The organism is Methylotenera versatilis 301, from assembly GCF_000093025.1.
GTDB lineage: Bacteria > Pseudomonadota > Gammaproteobacteria > Burkholderiales > Methylophilaceae > Methylotenera > Methylotenera versatilis.
In genome coordinates, this window is the sequence record NC_014207.1 from 1,295,165 (window position 1) to 1,311,107 (window position 15,943).

17 protein-coding genes are annotated in these 15,943 nt (G+C 42.3%); 15 read left to right on the forward strand and 2 right to left on the reverse strand.

The features are described 5' to 3' along the window. Window positions 1–71: 71 nt before the first annotated feature. Together M301_RS05930 and M301_RS14510 are read right to left on the reverse strand one after the other, a co-directional pair. Entirely contained in the window at window positions 72–359 is a 288-nt protein-coding gene (locus tag M301_RS05930; RefSeq protein WP_013147862.1) for a hypothetical protein, read from the reverse strand. A 285-nt stretch (window positions 360–644) separates the two neighbouring features. Next, window positions 645–944: a hypothetical protein gene (locus tag M301_RS14510; protein WP_148218581.1), complete on the reverse strand. Its 300-nt coding sequence runs from the start codon at window positions 942–944 to the stop codon at window positions 645–647. A gap of 427 nt (window positions 945–1,371) precedes the next feature. Between M301_RS14510 and rfbD the strand changes: the two genes are divergently transcribed. The 15 genes from rfbD (at window position 1,372) to trpB (ending at window position 15,939) form a co-directional block, all read left to right on the forward strand. After that, window positions 1,372–2,268, forward strand: coding sequence for a dTDP-4-dehydrorhamnose reductase (gene rfbD, locus M301_RS05940; protein ID WP_041359886.1), 897 nt, complete (start codon window positions 1,372–1,374; stop codon window positions 2,266–2,268). A gap of 47 nt (window positions 2,269–2,315) precedes the next feature. Further along, window positions 2,316–3,203, forward strand: a complete 888-nt coding sequence (gene rfbA / locus M301_RS05945) for a glucose-1-phosphate thymidylyltransferase RfbA (protein WP_013147865.1) — start codon at window positions 2,316–2,318, stop codon at window positions 3,201–3,203. Further along, a complete protein-coding gene (gene rfbC / locus M301_RS05950; protein WP_013147866.1) occupies window positions 3,200–3,742 on the forward strand; it encodes a dTDP-4-dehydrorhamnose 3,5-epimerase in 543 nt (180 codons plus the stop codon). The genes rfbA and rfbC overlap by 4 nt, the downstream gene beginning before the upstream one ends. 154 nt (window positions 3,743–3,896) lie before the next feature. Then, window positions 3,897–4,208 (forward strand): pyrimidine/purine nucleoside phosphorylase, encoded by a 312-nt coding sequence (ppnP, locus tag M301_RS05955; protein ID WP_013147867.1) that lies wholly within the window; start codon window positions 3,897–3,899, stop codon window positions 4,206–4,208. 108 nt (window positions 4,209–4,316) lie between these two features. Further along, on the forward strand, window positions 4,317–4,811 hold the full coding sequence (locus M301_RS05960; protein ID WP_013147868.1) for a YajQ family cyclic di-GMP-binding protein: 495 nt from the start codon (window positions 4,317–4,319) through the stop codon (window positions 4,809–4,811). 15 nt (window positions 4,812–4,826) lie between these two features. Continuing rightward, window positions 4,827–6,239, forward strand: a complete 1,413-nt coding sequence (leuC, locus tag M301_RS05965; RefSeq protein WP_013147869.1) for a 3-isopropylmalate dehydratase large subunit — start codon at window positions 4,827–4,829, stop codon at window positions 6,237–6,239. Between the two features lie 30 nt (window positions 6,240–6,269). Further along, the gene (locus M301_RS05970) at window positions 6,270–6,398 is read left to right on the forward strand and encodes an entericidin A/B family lipoprotein (protein ID WP_013147870.1); all 129 of its coding nucleotides are present in this window, start codon (window positions 6,270–6,272) and stop codon (window positions 6,396–6,398) included. Then, window positions 6,398–7,036, forward strand: a complete 639-nt coding sequence (gene leuD / locus M301_RS05975) for a 3-isopropylmalate dehydratase small subunit (RefSeq protein WP_013147871.1) — start codon at window positions 6,398–6,400, stop codon at window positions 7,034–7,036. Before M301_RS05970 ends, leuD begins: the two co-directional genes overlap by 1 nt. A 69-nt stretch (window positions 7,037–7,105) precedes the next feature. Next, the gene (leuB, locus tag M301_RS05980) at window positions 7,106–8,161 is read left to right on the forward strand and encodes a 3-isopropylmalate dehydrogenase (protein ID WP_013147872.1); all 1,056 of its coding nucleotides are present in this window, start codon (window positions 7,106–7,108) and stop codon (window positions 8,159–8,161) included. A 33-nt stretch (window positions 8,162–8,194) separates the two neighbouring features. Continuing rightward, window positions 8,195–9,307, forward strand: a complete 1,113-nt coding sequence (gene asd, locus M301_RS05985; protein WP_013147873.1) for an aspartate-semialdehyde dehydrogenase — start codon at window positions 8,195–8,197, stop codon at window positions 9,305–9,307. A 150-nt stretch (window positions 9,308–9,457) separates the two neighbouring features. After that, window positions 9,458–12,448 (forward strand): motility hub landmark protein FimV, encoded by a 2,991-nt coding sequence (locus M301_RS05990; RefSeq protein WP_013147874.1) that lies wholly within the window; start codon window positions 9,458–9,460, stop codon window positions 12,446–12,448. Between the two features lie 73 nt (window positions 12,449–12,521). Further along, window positions 12,522–13,169, forward strand: coding sequence for an energy-coupling factor transporter transmembrane component T family protein (locus tag M301_RS05995; protein WP_041359888.1), 648 nt, complete (start codon window positions 12,522–12,524; stop codon window positions 13,167–13,169). Between the two features lie 13 nt (window positions 13,170–13,182). Continuing rightward, window positions 13,183–14,001 (forward strand): tRNA pseudouridine(38-40) synthase TruA, encoded by an 819-nt coding sequence (truA, locus tag M301_RS06000; protein ID WP_013147876.1) that lies wholly within the window; start codon window positions 13,183–13,185, stop codon window positions 13,999–14,001. 49 nt (window positions 14,002–14,050) lie between these two features. Beyond that, on the forward strand, window positions 14,051–14,668 hold the full coding sequence (locus M301_RS06005; RefSeq protein ID WP_013147877.1) for a phosphoribosylanthranilate isomerase: 618 nt from the start codon (window positions 14,051–14,053) through the stop codon (window positions 14,666–14,668). 68 nt (window positions 14,669–14,736) lie between these two features. After that, entirely contained in the window at window positions 14,737–15,939 is a 1,203-nt protein-coding gene (trpB, locus tag M301_RS06010; RefSeq protein ID WP_013147878.1) for a tryptophan synthase subunit beta, read from the forward strand. Window positions 15,940–15,943 lie beyond the last annotated feature (4 nt).

The window sequence follows — 15,943 nt, forward strand, 5'->3', positions numbered from 1 at the left end:
ATAAAAAAGCCACTTTCGCAAGTGGCTTTTTTAAAATTAATCTTTTATTCTAATATTTGATATGTAGCAGATTATTGCTTTGTGCTATACGTGCTTCTAGTTTCACCAGGCTTACGTGGGAACTTCCTGCGCTCTACTCTGACTGTAGAGCTTTTAAATTCATCAAAACTAATTTCTGCTACTTGGTAGTCGTCGTCAATCGGAGCACTATCGAATATGCTTAATTGCGGTTCATTCTGACTGATTTTGCTTGACTGGCTGATATGACCAGCGATGTGAAAACTTGAATTCTGAAAGCTTGAGTTTTGAAAAGTTGATTTAGTATTTTTAGAGAATATAAAATTAAAAATAGATTTCATCTTATGACCTTTCACTGTCTTGTAAATAATGACTGACGTTGAATGACGCGGGCAGTATATATATCTACACAAGCAAAAAATATGCCGATTAGGTTAACGTTTGTTAATTTATTTTTATTTGTTATCTAACGTTTTGAATTTAATTAATATTTTATTTTTATGGATTATTTAGAGGGGAGGCTAATGGTGAATTTGATTGAAAGTTTAGGAATAAATTCGCCTAGTTTTCAACAAGGTTGTCGTGATTCAAACGATGCGGTTATTGAGTTTTAATACTTAAATAGATTACCTGAATTTAGAGTTTGACATTGAGTTGTGCGAGCCTGATTTTGGTAGCTCAATAGACCTAAGTTCGCTCTCCCATTTCATTGTATTCATATTCAATTTGTTTATTTGATTCTGGGTGTCTGCTTTGGATGGTGTGCTGGCTGGTTTGATTCTATAGGTTTTTGTGCCAGCACCTTGTGCACTGGGTGATATAGACTTAGTGATTTGCGAATTATCCGCAATTTTTTCTAGCGAGTTAGTCATCGCTTGTGAAGTGATTGCATAGGGACTTTGCGTGCTGCCTTGAAGGCTAGTCACTTCTGTGAGTGATCCTTTATTGATAACTACTCTCTTGCCAGTTTCAATTAAGTTTTTTGCTGGGTAGGCATAACTTGACTCTAAAAATAGAACGCTAATCAATAGGCATTGAGTTTGAGCAGCCAGTGAAATTAATATTTTTCTTGAAAATTTAATTTTACAACTCCCTAAAGAATCATGTTTAAGCCTAGCATTTTTATGTGAAATAAAATGGAAAAACTCATATTTATTATACACATACTTGCAATTTTCCTAATGCTCAAATAGGTGAGGCTATCTCTATATGCTTTATTAATAAGACTAAGTAAATGGGTTGATTAGACGTTTATATAGGATAATTGACGGGTTATATTGGTGTTATTGTCTGATTGCTATTTGAAAAATTTAACTAGAATAATAATCTTCATTTAGGTGAAATATGAATCAAATAAAAATTCTCTTGCTCGGTAAAAACGGCCAAGTTGGTTGGGAGTTGCAGCGCAGCCTAGCGCCATTAGGCGAAGTGATTGCTTTAGATGCGAAAAGCTTAGCGTATTGCGGAGACTTTACAAATCTTGATGGGCTTGCTCAAGCTATTCGGACCATTGCCCCAGATGTTATTGTGAATGCGGCCGCCCATACTGCGGTGGATAAAGCGGAAAGTGAGCCTGAGCTGGCGCGAACTATTAATGCGCTTGCGCCAGCTGTTTTGGCGAATGAAGCCAAGCGAATTGGAGCGTGGCTTGTTCATTATTCTACGGATTATGTGTTCGATGGAAGTGGCGAAATGCCTAGGCTAGAAACGGATGAGGTTTCGCCATTGAGCATTTATGGTCACACCAAGCTGGAAGGCGAAAATGCTATCGTTGCATCAGGCTGTAAGCATTTAATCTTTCGCACAAGCTGGGTATATGCCGCGCGCGGTGGAAACTTTGCCAAAACCATGTTGAAACTCGCGCAAGAACGGGATTCATTAAAAGTGATTAACGATCAAATAGGCGCGCCAACTGGGGCTGATTTGCTTGCAGATGTAACGGCACATGGCATTCGCAAAGCTTTAGTAAGCCCAGAAGTGAGCGGTTTATATCACCTTGTAGCAAGTGGTGAAACTTCTTGGCATGGATACGCAAGCTTTGTGATTGAGCATGCGCGTCAAGCAGGTGTTGAGATTAAAGTTGCGGCTGATGCAATTCAGGCTGTGCCAACGTCATCTTTCCCTACACCTGCCAAGAGGCCGTTAAATTCACGTTTAAATACAAATAAATTGCAAAATAGTTTTGACTTGGTTTTGCCAAGTTGGCAAAGTGGCGTCACTCGTTTGTTGGCTGAAATTCTAGATAAATAGACATCATTAATAGTCGGCATAAAATAAAAGAAAAGTTGAGGTAGATTATGGCAACACGTAAAGGCATTATCCTCGCAGGAGGTTCTGGTACTAGGCTGTACCCTGTAACCAAGGTAGTTTCAAAACAACTGCTGCCGATTCATGATAAACCGATGATTTATTATCCGCTCAGCACTTTAATGTTGGCGGGCATACGTGATATTTTGATCATATCCACACCACAAGATACGCCGCGTTTTCAGGAGTTGTTAGGCGATGGCAGCGATTGGGGTCTGAATTTAGAATATGCAGTACAACTAAGTCCAGACGGCTTAGCGCAAGCGTTTATTATTGGCAAAGACTTCGTTGGCAATAATCCCAGCGCCTTAGTGCTTGGCGATAATATTTTTTACGGGCATGACTTGCATATGCAACTTGAGCAAGCAACAGCGCGTGAACATGGTGCAACGGTGTTTGCTTACCACGTCCAAGATCCTGAGCGTTATGGTGTGGTGGCTTTTGACGGCGATGGACGTGCAACAAGTTTGGAAGAGAAGCCATTAAAACCGCTAAGCAATTATGCGGTAACGGGTTTGTATTTCTACGACAATCAAGTTGCAGATATTGCAGCCGATCTTAAACCTTCACCAAGAGGGGAGTTAGAGATTACAGATTTGAATCGTATTTACCTTGAACGGAATCAGCTAAGTGTTGAAATTATGGGTCGTGGCTATGCGTGGCTAGATACGGGTACACATGAAAGCATGATTGATGCGAGTAACTTTATTCAGACTATAGAGCAGCGACAAGGACTTAAAGTCGCTTGCCCAGAAGAAATTGCTTATCGCAAAGGCTTTATTAACGCAGCACAAGTTGAGAAGCTCGCACAGCCGCTAGCTAAGAATGGCTACGGACAATATCTACTTCGTATGTTAAAAGATGGAGTGCAGCCTTGATAGTCACGCCAACAGCAATTGCAGATGTACTGGTGATTGAACCTAATGTCTTCGGTGATGATAGAGGTTTCTTTTTTGAAAGCTTTAATCATGCGAAATTTGAAGCGGCAATAGGTAAGCCAGTTAAGTTCGTACAGGACAATCACTCTAAGTCTGCAGAAAATGTGTTGCGCGGCATGCATTACCAAATTCAGCAACCACAGGGTAAATTAGTGCGAGTCGTGCAGGGTATTGTATTTGATGTCGCTGTGGATATTCGTAAGAATTCGTCGACTTTTGGTCAGTGGGTGGGTGAGATTTTGTCTGCCGAAAATAAAAAACAGCTATGGGTGCCAGAGGGTTTCGCTCATGGCTTTGTGGTGCTTTCTAAAACTGCAGAATTTCTGTACAAAACGACTGATTACTACGCCCCTGAATTCGAGCGTTGTATCGCATGGAATGATCCTGAAATCGATATTAAATGGCCCATTAATGGTGCAGCGTTATTATCTGCAAAAGATCAGTTAGGTAAATCTTTTGCTGAGGCGGAGCATTTCTAATAGATTTACCCTGAAATTCTGCGTAAAGCACTTGCTTGAACCATTCCATTCTATTCAAATCGTTACATGCACGCTTTAATCTCTATGCACCATATTGGTTAGCCGTGCCTTTTCTGCGATAATGCTATTTTGATTATTAATGGAAGTTAAGCAAATGGCACAATTTGACAATGTAAGTGTAAAGAAAAAAGCCAACATTTACTTTGATGGTAAATGCGTTAGTCACACTGTAATGCTACCAAATGGAACACGCAGCACAATTGGCGTTATTTTCCCTAGTTCACTTACATTCAATACGGCAGCACCAGAGTTAATGGAGATTAACTCTGGTTCATGCAAAGTTCGTCTAAGTGGTGAAGAGACATGGAAAACTTACGGTGAGGGTGAGAAATTTACTGTGCCTGGTAATTCAAGTTTTGATATTGAGGTAACTGAAACACTAGACTACGTTTGTCACTTTGAGTAAAGGTTGATGCTTGGTGCTACATTGTTGCTCGCACTCGCCGTACTAATCGTACTGTCTTCGTGCTCTCGCCTAGTAGCACCTCCGCTTGAAAGTGTTTGAGGAGAAAAAATGCCAAGTTTTGATATTTCATCTGAAGTTGATATGGTCGCGTTGAAAAATGCGATTGATACTGCGGGTAAACAAATTACCAATCGTTATGATTTTAAAGGCACTTCAGCCAAGGTTGAGTTGAACGAGAAAGACAGTATTATTACCTTGTTTGGTGATAATGACTTTCAGCTAGATCAGATTAAAGACATTTTGCTGCCCGGTATGGAGAAAAAAGAGCCTGATTCTACGAAACGCCTTGAGCATAAAGATGTCCAAAAAGTTGGCGGCAATAAAGTCAAGCAAGAACTTAAAATCAAAGATGGTATTGATAGCGATTTAGCAAAACGTATCAGCAAGTTAATCAAAGACTCTGGTTTAAAAGTTCAGGCGAGTATTCAAGGCGACACTGTGCGTGTGAACGGTGCAAAGCGTGACTTGCTGCAAGATGCGATTGCCTTCGTGAAAAAGTCTGTGACGGATTTTCCATTGCAGTTTGGTAATTTTAGAGATTAGTTTTTAGGTTAAAACATGGCAAAAACGCTATACGATAAGTTGTTTGACTCCCACGTTGTGCATGAAGAAAACGGCACTGCGCTGATTTACATTGACCGCCATTTGGTTCATGAAGTCACAAGTCCTCAAGCATTTGAAGGCTTGCGTTTGGCTGGCCGTAAACCTTGGCGTATTTCATCTATTGTGGCAACTGCTGATCACAACACGCCGACCAATGGCTGGGATAAAGGCTTGGCAGGAATTGCTGATCCTGTGGCGCGCTTACAGATTGAAACTTTAACTAGTAATATTAGTGAGTTTGGAGCAAAAGCTTACTTTCCATTTATGAATAAAAATCAAGGCATCGTGCATGTGGTCGGGCCTGAGCAAGGTGCGACTTTGCCAGGTATGACCGTGGTTTGCGGTGATTCACATACCAGCACACATGGCGCATTCGGCGCATTGGCGCATGGTATAGGCACTTCAGAAGTTGAACACGTGATGGCAACGCAATGCTTGGTGCAGAAGAAGTCTAAAACCATGCAAGTGCTAGTGAATGGTGAGTTAGGTAAAGGTGTAACAGCCAAAGATGTGGCATTGGCCATTATCGGCAAAACAGGTACTGCGGGTGGTAACGGCTATGCGATTGAGTTTGCGGGTTCTGCGATTCGCGGCTTAAGTATGGAAGGTCGTATGACCTTGTGTAATATGGCGATTGAAGCAGGTGCTCGCGCTGGCTTGGTGGCAGTGGATGAAAAAACCATTGAGTATGTAAAAGGCCGCCCATTCTCACCTAAAGCTGACCAATGGGATGCCGCTGTTGCTTATTGGAAAACTTTGCATACAGATTCTGGTGCTGAGTTCGATACCGTTGTCGCTTTAAATGCTGAAGACATTCAGCCACAAGTGACGTGGGGCACTTCGCCAGAAATGGTCGTCAGTATCGATGGACGTGTACCGAGTTTGGATTTAGCCAAAAATGAAGTGCAGCGTGCCGATTGGGAGCGTGCTTACGCTTACATGGGTTTAACGCCAAATACGCCTATCAATGAAATTAATATTGATAAAGTATTTATCGGCTCCTGTACTAACTCGCGTATTGAAGATTTGCGTGCCGCCGCTGCCGTGGCTAAAGGTAAACACATCGCGCCAAATGTTAAGTTAGCGCTAGTGGTGCCAGGTTCTGGTTTGGTAAAAGCCCAAGCGGAACAAGAAGGCTTGGACAAGATTTTTATTGCAGCAGGTTTTGAGTGGCGCGAGCCAGGATGCTCGATGTGTTTGGCAATGAACGCTGACCGATTAGAAGCTGGCGAGCGTTGTGCTTCGACTTCGAATCGCAATTTTGAAGGGCGCCAAGGTCAGGGTGGTCGCACGCATTTAGTCAGTCCGGAAATGGCTGCTGCCGCAGCGGTAGCCGGTCATTTTGTAGATGTTAGGCAGTTTGTTTGATTTCTCATAAACAATTAATAGGAGTAATAAATGAATAAATTGTTTGTATTGGTGGCACTTGCTTGTGCATTGGTATTGACAGGTTGCAACACATGGCATGGTTTCGGTAAAGACTTGGAAACGGCCGGCGAAAAAATTAAGAATTCACCAAATAACTGATGAAACCATTTACTCAATTAAACGGGTTAGTGGCGCCGCTAGATCGCGCCAACGTCGATACCGATGCCATTATCCCTAAGCAATTTCTTAAGTCGATTAAGCGTAGTGGTTTTGGACCCAATGCATTTGATGAATGGCGTTATTTAGACCACGGTGAACCCGGTATGGATAACTCCAAACGCAAAATCAACCCTGATTTTGTGCTAAATCAAACACGTTATCAAGGGGCTAGCGTTTTGCTAACTCGCGAGAATTTTGGCTGTGGCTCATCAAGAGAGCACGCACCATGGGCGCTGGAAGATTTTGGTTTTAAAGTGATTATCGCCTCAAGCTATGCGGATATTTTCTTTAACAATTGTTTCAAAAACGGCATGTTGCCTATTGTGTTGTCAGCTGAAATTGTAGATAACTTGTTTAACCAAGTGTTTGCAACAGAGGGCTATAAGCTTGATGTGGATTTAAGCGCTCAAACAGTCACCACTCCTAGTGGGGAAGTATTCCGGTTTGAAGTTGATACATTCCGTAAACACTGCTTGTTGAATGGCTTGGATGACATTGGTTTAACTATGCAGCATCAGGATAAAATTAAGGCGTTTGAAGCAAAGCATGAACAGGCTCAACCATGGCTGTTTAATTAAATATTTGCTCAACTGTAGGTTATAAATCTATAGGCTATAAATTAAGTTATAAATTAAGAAAGTAATTTCATGAAAATCGCAGTATTGCCAGGTGATGGTATTGGTCCGGAAATCGTAGCTCAAGCAGTTAAAGTGTTAAAAGCGCTAAATTTGAATCTCACTATGACAGAGGCGCCAATTGGCGGCGCTGGTTATGAGGCTGCAGGTGATCCGCTGCCAGATGCGACTTTGCAATTGGCTAAAGACTCTGATGCGGTTTTGCTAGGTGCTGTTGGCGATTGGAAATATGACAAATTAGAGCGCCATCTACGCCCAGAGCGTGGTTTGTTGCGCATTCGTAAAGAGCTTAATTTGTTTGCAAACCTACGTCCAGCTTTGCTTTATCCTGAGTTGGCTGGTGCGTCTACACTAAAACCTGAAATCGTTTCTGGTTTGGATTTAATGATTATCCGTGAATTGACTGGTGATATTTATTTTGGTCAACCACGCGGTATCAGTACGCTAGAAAATGGCGAACGCGAAGGTATCAACACCATGCGTTATAACGAATCTGAAATTAAGCGCATTGGCCGTGTGGCGTTTGATATTGCAATGAAACGTAACAAAAAGGTTTGCTCAGTAGATAAAGCCAACGTGCTAGAAACAACTGAATTATGGCGTCAAGTCATGATTGAACTATCAGCTGAATACCCTGAAGTTGAGTTAAGCCATATGTATGTGGATAACGCGGCGATGCAGTTAATTCGCGCCCCTAAGCAGTTTGATGTGATGGTCACGGGTAATATTTTTGGCGATATTCTTTCTGATGAAGCTTCAATGCTCACAGGTTCAATCGGCATGTTGCCATCCGCTTCATTGGATGCGAACAATAAAGGTATGTACGAACCTAGCCACGGTTCTGCGCCTGATATTGCAGGTAAAGACATTGCGAATCCATTGGCGACTATACTTTCAGCGGCCATGATGTTGCGTTACACATTCAACGATGAAGCTAACGCAGTTAAGATTGAAAACGCATGTAAAAAAGCTTTGGCGCAGGGTTACAGAACCGCTGATATTGCAACTGAGGGTTGTAACTTGGTGGGCTGTAATGCCATGGGCGATGCGGTTGTTGCCGCATTGTAAAGTGACGGCACTAAACTAATTAAGGTTATTGATATGCTTAAAGTTGGATTTGTTGGTTGGCGCGGTATGGTAGGTTCAGTCCTCATGCAGCGCATGATGGAAGAAAATGATTTTGCGTTAATCGAACCGCAGTTTTTCACGACTTCACAAGTCGGTGGGAAAGCGCCGAATGTAGGTAAAGATTCTGCGCCACTAAAAGACGCGATGAGTATTGTTGACTTAAAAGCAATGGATGCGATTGTGTCATGCCAAGGTGGTGATTATACCAGCGAGATATTCCCTAAACTCCGTGCAGAAGGCTGGAATGGGCATTGGATTGATGCGGCTTCTACTTTACGCATGGAAAAAGATGCTGTGATTATTCTTGATCCAGTCAATATGCACGTAATTCAAGATGCTTATGCACAAGGCAACAAAAACTGGGTGGGCGGAAATTGTACCGTTTCATTAATGTTGATGGCATTGAATGGCTTGTTTAAAGCCAATTTAGTGCAATGGGCAACGTCAATGACTTATCAAGCGGCTTCTGGCGCGGGTGCACAAAACATGCGTGAATTGCTCAAACAAATGGGCGAAGCGCATTTTGCGGCAAGTTCATTGTTAGCAGATCCAGCTTCGGCAATTTTAGATATTGACCGCACTGTTGCAGGTACTTTGCGTGACGATAAATTTCCAACTTCAAACTTTGGTGTACCGTTAGCTGGTAGCTTGATTCCTTGGATCGATAAAGATCTGGGCAATGGTCAAAGCAAAGAGGAGTGGAAAGGCGGCGTTGAAACCAACAAGATTCTTGGGCGAGAAGCTAATCCCATTGTTATCGATGGCCTGTGTGTTCGCATCGGTGCGATGCGCTGTCACAGCCAAGCATTGACAATTAAGCTGACAAAAAACGTACCTTTAGATGAAATTAACCAAATGTTGGCAGAGGCTAATCAGTGGGCAAAAGTGATTCCAAATGAGCGTGAAGCGAGTATGCGGGAGCTTACGCCAGCCGCTGTGACTGGTACTTTGAATACACCAGTAGGTCGTTTGCGTAAGTTAAGTATGGGTGATGACTATTTATCAGCATTTACCGTGGGCGACCAGTTGCTCTGGGGCGCTGCAGAGCCATTGCGCCGTATGTTGCGGATTTTAATAGAGAAATAATTTGAACGACTTGAGTGCTATTGTGAAAATGATAGCACTCAAACACAACGCATATATAGTCCTTGAATATAATGTGCATTATCAGCTTGCATAGCTAACTATTTGATGTTATTTTAATATTTAGGTATAAAGTTTGATCAAGGGCTCAATGTGCGTAAATCTAAAATAAAGCAAATTTCTCTGGCCGTGTGCTTAGCACTATTGCCGTTATCTAGCTACGCTGCAGGACTGGGTAAGCTGAACGTGAACTCAGGGATAGGTGAACCACTTAAAGCTGAAATCGAGCTTTTATCGGTAACACCAGAAGAGCTTTCTACTCTTGCAGCCTCAATCGCTTCTGAAGATGCATACGCACAACAAGGTATACCACGCCTAGGTATTCACAATAATATCAAAGTGGAAATTGCAAAAAATGCCGATGGATCACCTGTTCTAAAAATACGTTCAAGTCAGCCAGTTAGCGATCCATACCTCGATATGCTAATACAAGTAGACTGGGCTACAGGACGTTTACAGCGTGAATATACCGTTTTGTTAGACCCACCTGGCTATAAACCTGAAAGTACCGCTTCAATTCCAGTCACTTTGCCGTCCACTGGCGGTACAAACAATACGCAATCTACAAATAGACCTTCAACTTCAAATGTTGGTGATGCTACTCAGCCAGTTACACAAAAAACAAAAAAGCAAAAAAGACCAGCACCACCTGTCGTACAGCAAGAGCAAGCTTCAGAGCCCAACGTGGCTAAGAATGAGCAAGAGTTAACCACCAAGCGCGGTGATACGCTAAGCGCAGTTGCAAAAGAAGTGCAGGTTGAAGGTGTTAGCTTGGATCAGATGCTGGTTGGTTTGTATGAGAACAATAAAGAGGCATTTGCTAAAGGCAATATGAATCGCCTTAAAGTGGGTCAAATAATAAAAGTACCGTCAAAAGAAGTGCTCACAAGTGTTGATGAGCAGCAAGCTAAGAAAACAATCAAGATACATTCAGTTAATTGGAATGCTTATCGCAATGCCTTGGCAGGTAATGTTGAGGCTTCTCCTGCAATGGCTGAAACCGAACAAAAACAATCTACATCAGGCAAGATTGCAACCGCAGAAGACAAAGCTGCACCTGTAGCGACTGGGCCCAAAGATGTTGTTAAGCTTTCAGCTGGCGATCAAGCTGGCACAAAAAACTCTAAAGATGCCGCGACCAAGTCTGCAGAGGCAAAAATAGTTGCACTGCAAGAAGAAACCACTGCACGTGAAAACTCTTTAAAAGAAGCTAATAATAAAGCTGCCGCACTAGAAAAACAAATCGCGGATATGCAAAAGCTGATTGCGATGAAAAATCAGTCAATGGCAGACATGCAAAAGAATGCAGAAACTGCGGCTAAAAAGCCTGAAGCTGTTGAGGCACCAGTAGAGCCTGTTAAAGCTGAAGTTGCTCCTGTAGCTGATGCAAAATCAGCGGAAGTGACTCCTCCGGTAGAAGTGCCAGTAGTAAAACCTGAAGTTAAAAAGCCGGTAGTAACTGCACCAGTGGTTGTTCCTGCGCCTATGGTAGAAGAGCCAGGGTTCCTTGCTGGTCTGATGAATTCAGTTGATTTGGCAGTGTTGGGTGGGGCTGGTGGTGTCGCTTTACTAGGCGCTGGTTGGATGTTTTTGCGCAACAAACGTAGAAAAGACTTAGATAGTTTTGAGCGTGGCATTTTAACTTCTGGCGGATTACGTGCCAACACTGTATTTGGCAATACTACTGGTAATGCCAGCATGTCTGACACCTCATTCTTAACAGATTTTGCACAAAGTGCTGATGGCAGCATGATAGATACCAATGATGTTGACCCCATTGCTGAAGCCGAAGTTTATATGGCTTATGGTCGCGATGCGCAGGCTGAAGAAATACTAAAAGACGCTATTTCAAAAGAACCGAAACGCTATGAATTACATCTCAAATTATTGGAAATGTACGCAGCGCGTAAGGATACTTCAGCGTTTGAGGCTATTGCAGGTGAACTATATACAACATTGGGTGCTGATGATCCAACGTGGGCTAAAGTAGCTGCTATTGGTATTGGCATGGAGCCAAGTAATCCACTTTATAATGTGAGTAAAACCGTTGCAGTGAGTCCTTTGTCTCCACAGAAACTCGCTGCCTCAGATTTTTCTGATATTGCAGTTGCGGAAGACGCAGGCTTGGATTTCTCATTCAATGATGATGCGGTTGCTAATGAACAAAATAGCGAAGAGGATGCGAACTCAGCAGTGATGCAAAGTTTTGCTGAAGCGCAAAACGTAGATTCAGATATTTCTTTTGACCTTGGTACTTTAGATGATGCTCCTACCAATAACACGCTTGGGGATGAAGCTGAGTTAGCAACCAGCACGGCGAATTTTCTTGTAGATGAAGAGCTTTCTGAAGCGGCTGTTAAAGACACTACATCGAATTTAATGGATTTCGATTTGGGTGAATTTGCAAATAAATCGACACCGGTTGCAGAAGAGCTTATTAGCGAAACTCCATTGTCGGAAACGGCTGCAAATGCTTTAGAATTCAATGCACCTGATATTCCTAACTTGAGCGGCAGTGTTAATTTAGCTAATAGTTCTGATTTGACTGATAGTCCAGAAGTGTCATCGACAACAGATTTTGATATGGACTTCAATTTGCCTTCAGACACGGATGAATTGACCCAGGCAAACTTAGCGGCATCAAATTCGATAGAAGAGATTTCATTTGACCTTGATTTTGCGACTGATGCAGATGTTAAACCTGCGGAAGAGCTGTCGCAGATGGATGCTTCAGAAATAAGCTTCGATTTCCCTAGCATTGAAGAGCCGGTTATCACCAAAGAAGAGGTGGCTGCTAAATCTGATGAACTTGAAGCGAACACCTTCGATTTGTCCGATATCGATTTGAATTTAGCTGATGCTGAATCTGAATTGTTGCTTGAAAAACCAGCACCTAAGAAAGCTGCTGATCCACTTAGTGGAATGGCTGAATCGCCAGATGTTAATATTAAGTTAGATCTTGTTGCGGCATATATTGATATGGACGATAAAGAGGGCGCGCGTGAACTTTTAGAGGAAATTCTAAAAGAGGGTGGCCCTGTACAGCAATTACGTGCGAAAGAGTTGTTGGATAGTTTAGCGTAAACTAAATCAAATAAAAAAGCCGAGCGCATTGCTCGGCTTTTTTATTTAAGCTGACAGCACTTAAATGAAAAGTATGCATCCATTCGTTAAAATTTTATTATTTATTTTTACTTTATTACTCATGAGTTATATGAGTAACGCCTACTTATTGCCAATGAGTCTAATTCTATTTGTCTATGCGACATGGTTAGCGCGGAGTGATTTTTTACGTGTGGTTAGGCGTATGAAGTGGCTATTTATCTCAATTTTCATTATTTATGCTTTTGGTACACCGGGCGAGTATATTCAGCATATACCAGTCAGTGTGGCACCTACAGTCGAAGGCTGTGTATTGGGTGTTATGCAAATTGCCAAACTATTAATCGCGCTTGCTGTCCTTAGTATATTGTTTGCAACAAGCTCAAAAGAGCAGTTGATGATAGGTTTGCATTTATTACTTTCACCACTTAATCTGCTAGGCTTGAATACCAACAAATTTACTGCTAGGTTATTGCTGACATTGGACTATGTTGAGGAGTTGGCAGCAAAAGAGAAATTCAAATTTAGATTTGATCAACTGGATAATATGCTTTCCACAACTGAGCTGGTTAATAAAGACAGAGTAATCGTGCTGGAGAGTATTCCGTTCAAATGGAATGACGTATTGGTGGTAATGATATTAATTCTTGGTGCAATTGCACTATTTTATTTTAGAGAGTCTTATTTTAGGGTCTTGTTTTGATTAAGGTATCGCTTTGAGAATTTCGCTTTGCTTAGCTTATGATGGTGCGAACTTTTGTGGTTGGCAAAGCCAGTCTAACGGTGGTGGGGTTCAAGACGCACTTGAGTTGGCTATTTCAAGCATCGCTCAACATCAAGTGAGAGTGCATGCTGCGGGTCGCACGGATACAGGTGTACATGCTCGCTGTCAGGTTGTTCATTTTGATACGACAAGCATTCGCCCCCTTACCGCTTGGGTGCGTGGTGTCAATGCGCATTTACCTGAGACGGTTCGGGTAGAGTGGGCGCATGAAGTGGATGAGGATTTTCATGCGCGTTTTTCAGCATTTTCACGAAGTTATCAGTATTTGCTTTATAACGCGCCAGTGGCTCCAGCTTTAATGGCAACTAAGGCTGGCTGGTTTCATTTGCCGCTAAATGGTGAAGCGATGTCCGAGGCCGCAAGTTATTTGGTTGGAGAGCATGATTTTAGTGGGTTTCGAGCTTCAGAGTGTCAGGCTAAAACAGCAACTAGAAATATGATTAAGTCTGAAGTGAAAGTGGCTGGTAAATACTTTATCTTTGAGTTCAGTGCTAATGCATTTTTGCAGCATCAAGTACGCAATATGATAGGTGCGTTGGTTTATATAGGCAAAGGTGCGTACCCGCCTATCTACATGAAAGAACTGCTGCAGAAACGTGATAGAACTCTATCACCGCCCACTTTTTCACCCAATGGCCTATATTTAACTGGAGTAGGCTACGACCCAAAATGGGGGCTTCCTATCAATCAAGCTGACAATCAACAAGACATACAAAGCGCCACCCAAAGTAACATCCAAGTGCTCATTTAAGCGTTACAATAGCGCTTTAGGCATTTTGCTAAATCTGTGAAAGATATTCTTGAGAGTTAGAGTCAAAATTTGTGGTATCACACGTGTTGAAGATGCGTTATGCGCAGTTGAGCAGGGCGCGGATGCGATTGGCTTAGTCTTTTATGATCAGAGTCCACGAAATGTCAGTATCAATCAGGCGATAGAGATTGCTAATCGTATTCCCGCATTTGTCAGTGTGGTTGGTTTGTTTGTAAATGCTGAACCTAGCTTCATTAATGAAGTCATAACCAACGCTAAAATTGATCTTTTGCAGTTTCATGGCGACGAAACACCTGAAGAATGTGCCAGTTATTCATTGCCTTTTATCAAAGCAATTCGCGTTAAGTCAGATACAAATTTGGTACAATATGCAAAAGAGTATTCAGCCGCTAAAGGTTTATTGTTGGATGCCTATGCTGAGGGCGTTGCAGGTGGAACAGGGCACGTATTTGATTGGAATTTAATCCCTAAACAGTTGGCAAAACCGATCATACTCGCAGGTGGTTTAAAAGCTGATAATGTTGCTCAAGCAATACAGCAAGTAATGCCTTATGCCGTGGATGTGAGCGGTGGTGTGGAAGCCTCAAAAGGTATTAAAGATGCAGCAAAAATTGCTGCATTTATGCGCCAAGTTTATAGCAATTAAAATATAGATATTTGCAATATCAACTCGTTTAGAGAATGTTGCTTAAAATTGAATGTGGAGAACTAGAAATGCAGCTTTATGATATGCCAGATGCACGTGGGCACTTTGGACAATTTGGCGGTACCTTTGTTGCTGAAACTTTAGTTGAAGCGCTAGAAGAGTTACGTGTGATGTATGAAAAATACAGGCACGACCCAGTATTTTTAGCTGAATATGCTTATGATTTAAAACACTTTGTTGGCCGTCCAAGCCCAATTTATCATGCAAAACGATTGTCTGATAAAGTTGGTGGTGCGCAGATTTATCTGAAACGTGAAGATCTTAACCATACTGGTGCTCACAAAATCAACAACACCATCGGCCAAGCATTATTGGCTAAGCGTATGGGTAAACCACGCGTGATTGCAGAAACAGGTGCTGGTCAGCATGGAGTAGCTACGGCAACGATTGCTGCACGTTTAGGCCTTGAGTGCGTTGTTTATATGGGCTCTGAAGACGTTAAACGTCAAGCGCCAAACGTTTTTAGAATGAAATTGTTAGGTGCAACCGTCGTGCCTGTTGAAAGTGGCTCTAAAACCCTTAAAGATGCGCTTAACGAGGCGATGCGCGACTGGGTGACTAACGTTCATAACACTTTTTATATTATCGGCACGGTAGCAGGTCCACATCCATATCCTATGATGGTACGTGACTTTCAGGCTGTGATTGGCATTGAAGCCAAAGAGCAGATGATGGAAATGGTGGGTCGACAGCCCGATGCCGTGGTGGCTTGCGTAGGTGGTGGCTCAAATGCAATGGGTATTTTTTACCCATATATTGACGTTCCAAATGTGCGTTTGATAGGCGTAGAAGCTGCTGGATTAGGTATGGAAACAGGTAAACACGCAGCACCGTTAACGGCGAATAGCCCTGTAGGTGTATTGCATGGTAACCGTACTTATTTAATGCAAGATGTTGATGGTAATATCATTGAAACGCACTCGGTTTCTGCTGGTTTAGATTACCCAGGTGTTGGTCCAGAACATGCTTGGTTAAAAGACATCAAACGTGCTGAATACGTTGCGATTACTGATGATGAAGCCATGGCCGCATTTCATAATCTTTGCCGTACAGAAGGTATTATCCCAGCATTGGAATCTAGCCACGCGCTTGCTTATGCAGAAAAGCTCGCTAAAACGATGAGCAAAGACCAAATTGTTCTAGTCAACTTATCAGGTCGTGGTGATAAAGATATTAATACCGTTGCCAAGCTAGCTAACATTACTCTTTAAATTT